The following is a 2,673-nucleotide window of genomic DNA, read 5'->3' on the forward strand; positions in this document are numbered from 1 at the left end:
TCGGCGTGTCCCAGCCCCGAAGCCAAATGCTCCAGGTATTCCTCAAAGCGGTCTGCGACGTTCATCGATCCTCAACCAAAGAATCAAGAAGTCCGCATAATGCCTTGATTTTATTGACACAGTAAGACTAAGAGGTCTGATCGAGCCAGCAAGACACAACCTCTCAAGGAGCATCGGATGACGCAGGCAGTAGCGGTTCGCCGCGATGGAGACGCATTCCAGGCCAGGATCTTCTGGCGCAAGGCTGCGTGTCTCCTTGACCCGCTCGGCCCGATCATCCGAGTTGGCTTCGAGTCGGGCCCGAAGGGCTTCGACGACGTCTGGGTGGAATACGCGCGCGAGCGTGCGCCCGGTGACCATGAGGGCAAGCCGATTTTTCGCGAGCACACGCAGTGCAAGTGGCACGTGTCGGTCAACGATTTTGGTTATTCCGATCTCGTCAGCCCCGAGTGGATCAATGCCAACAGGTTCTCGCTGCTTCAGCGCGCACATGCCGCCCAGCTTGCGCACGCCTGTGACGGAACAGGTGCAAGGTTCAAGCTGGTGACCAATTGGCGAGTGGGCCAGGCCGATCCGCTGCGAGCCCTCATCAATCAGAAATCCAAATCGCTCCGGTTGAAGGACCTCTTTGACGGCACTGGCGACAACTCCAAGGCAGGCAAGATCAGGAAGCTTTGGCGCGAGCACCTGGGCGTCGACGACGATGCCCTGAAGCTGTTGGCTCGCACGCTCGCGCTCGATACGGATTCCACCTCACTGGACGACCACCGCGACAACCTCGATCTCCTGTTCGAGAACCGCGGCCTGCGACGGGTACCCGCCAACGAGAGCAGCTTCGTCTACGACGACGTGGCCTTCCAGTGGCTGTCGCAAGGGAGGCTGGAATTTGACCGCGCAAGTTTCAGGGAAGCTTGCAGGCGTGAAGGGCTGCTCGACAACGGCGGCAAGGGACGCTTAGTCTTTGGCGTCAAGTCGTTCGAGCACCCGTTTGACCGGCTGGAAGAGCGCTGCACCGTCGTGTTGGACCTGGTGCCGCACTTCGACGAGCGTTTGATTCGAGACCAAGCCGACTGGACATCTACGCTGTATCCCAAGCTCAGGGCATTCTTGCAGAACGCGGCCCGTAGCAACCCCCATCTGCGCTTGGTCCTTGACGCTCACGTCACCCTAGCCTTCGCGGCAGGGTCCGTGTTGAACATCAAGTCTGGCCGGAGCGTGGAGATCGAACAGCGGACGATGCACCGCAACGTCTGGCATGCGAGTGACATGCCCAGCGATCCAGCGTGGCCCCGATGGGATTTCAAAGTTGAGTCTATCGGCGAACCCACCGGGGATATCGCTGTCGCGGTCTGCCTCACCCACGATGTCACGAACGCCGTCAGGTCGCATTTAGCGGCAGCGTTGCCGCAAGTCGGGACGCTCTTGGTAGCCAGCCCAAGGTGTGGTCCCGGTGCACGATCCGTTGTGTGCGGCCGGCATGCTTTCGACTTGGCAGAGTCGTTGGCACAGGAGTTCAATCGACAGCGGCAGGGCGCCAGCGGGGCAGCGCACTTCTTTGTCGCGGCGCCCAATGCCTTCACTTTCTTCTTGGGCCAGCGGCAGCCTGGGATGGGCCGGAGCACCTTGTACGAATACGACTTCGAAGGTGCAAACGGCGGCGGATATCGTCCCTCGCTTTCACTGCCGATTTGATCGGCCGCGGCGCTCTATCAATCCCCACTCAGCAGGCCACCCTCCATGCTTAGCTCCATCCTCTCGCAGTTCCGGAGTCATCAAGAAGAGCGCAAACCGCCGACGGTATTCCACCAGTCGTTGATGCTTGTGCAGGACGTCGAGGCGCACCTTGTCGGCGACGTGGCCAACCGGGTTCCGATCCTGGGCTCACTTCAACGGCATCTCTGGTTGCCTACAAAGTTTGTGGTGATCGGACTGAGTAGCAAGGTTCAGGCTCTTGTGACTTGGACATTGGCTTCGTTGGTGTTCTTGATGATGAAGAACTGGATCATGGGTCAGGTGGCGTCGGATCCGTTGCTCGGGCAAGGCCTGAGTTGGGTGTGCGTCATCTGCCCGATTGCGCTAGCGCTCTTTCCGATGCCAAGCGTGCGAGCCTCTACGGGTGTTTCGTCAGACGACGCCGAATTTGCTGCCCAGGCGTTACGTCGAAGGGGCCTTGCCACGAAGACCAGGGTTGTCATCGTGCAGCAGACGCTCAAGGTCTTCGAAGAACGTTGCAAGACCCGGCTCCAATCGCTGACCTGGCTGGTCAACCTCTCTTGGGCTGGCTGGGGGTACCTCTTCGTCAAGGGCATGGAAGCGGCGATGGCTGGCAAACCTCCGACAACGGAGGCCTTCATCGCAAGTGTTGCCTTGTTTTACGGCGTGCTGTTCTTCTACTTGGCGATAAGCAGCTACGAGTCGGCGTTGAGTCGTCTGTTTCGGACCGTAGATGTCGCCTGTAGCGACATCCAGCTCAGTGAGGAGCCGACCATTTCATCGCAGAGCATATAGTCTTACTGTGTCACAAGAATAGCGACGTTCGTTCGCAGCACGTGCATGAGCCCAATCGAAGGTTCAACTCATAGCTCAGCAGGTGCCGCAAGGACGTGATTGACGTCGGCACGTGGCGCTGAGCGCGCTGGGCTACCCCTCGGGACGTAATCTTCGGGAACTTCA

Annotated in this window: 2 protein-coding genes; both read left to right on the forward strand. The window is 59.3% G+C overall.

What is annotated here, in order from left to right:
* Positions 1–177 precede the first annotated feature (177 nt).
* Complete coding sequence (locus ACG0Z3_RS23060) at positions 178–1,692, forward strand: SAVED domain-containing protein (protein WP_394402375.1); 1,515 nt, start codon at positions 178–180, stop codon at positions 1,690–1,692.
* 45 nt (positions 1,693–1,737) lie between these two features.
* Complete coding sequence (locus ACG0Z3_RS23065) at positions 1,738–2,508, forward strand: hypothetical protein (RefSeq protein WP_394402377.1); 771 nt, start codon at positions 1,738–1,740, stop codon at positions 2,506–2,508.
* Positions 2,509–2,673 lie beyond the last annotated feature (165 nt).

The sequence above is a fragment of the Pelomonas margarita genome, assembly GCF_043555875.1.
GTDB lineage: Bacteria > Pseudomonadota > Gammaproteobacteria > Burkholderiales > Burkholderiaceae_C > Pelomonas > Pelomonas margarita.

Excerpts from the sequence above, each read along its gene's own strand:
- ACG0Z3_RS23060 (WP_394402375.1), top strand. The coding sequence starts at position 178 with ATGACGCAGGCAGTAGCGGTTCGCCGCGATGGAGACGCATTCCAGGCC.
- ACG0Z3_RS23065 (WP_394402377.1), top strand. The coding sequence starts at position 1,738 with ATGCTTAGCTCCATCCTCTCGCAGTTCCGGAGTCATCAAGAAGAGCGC.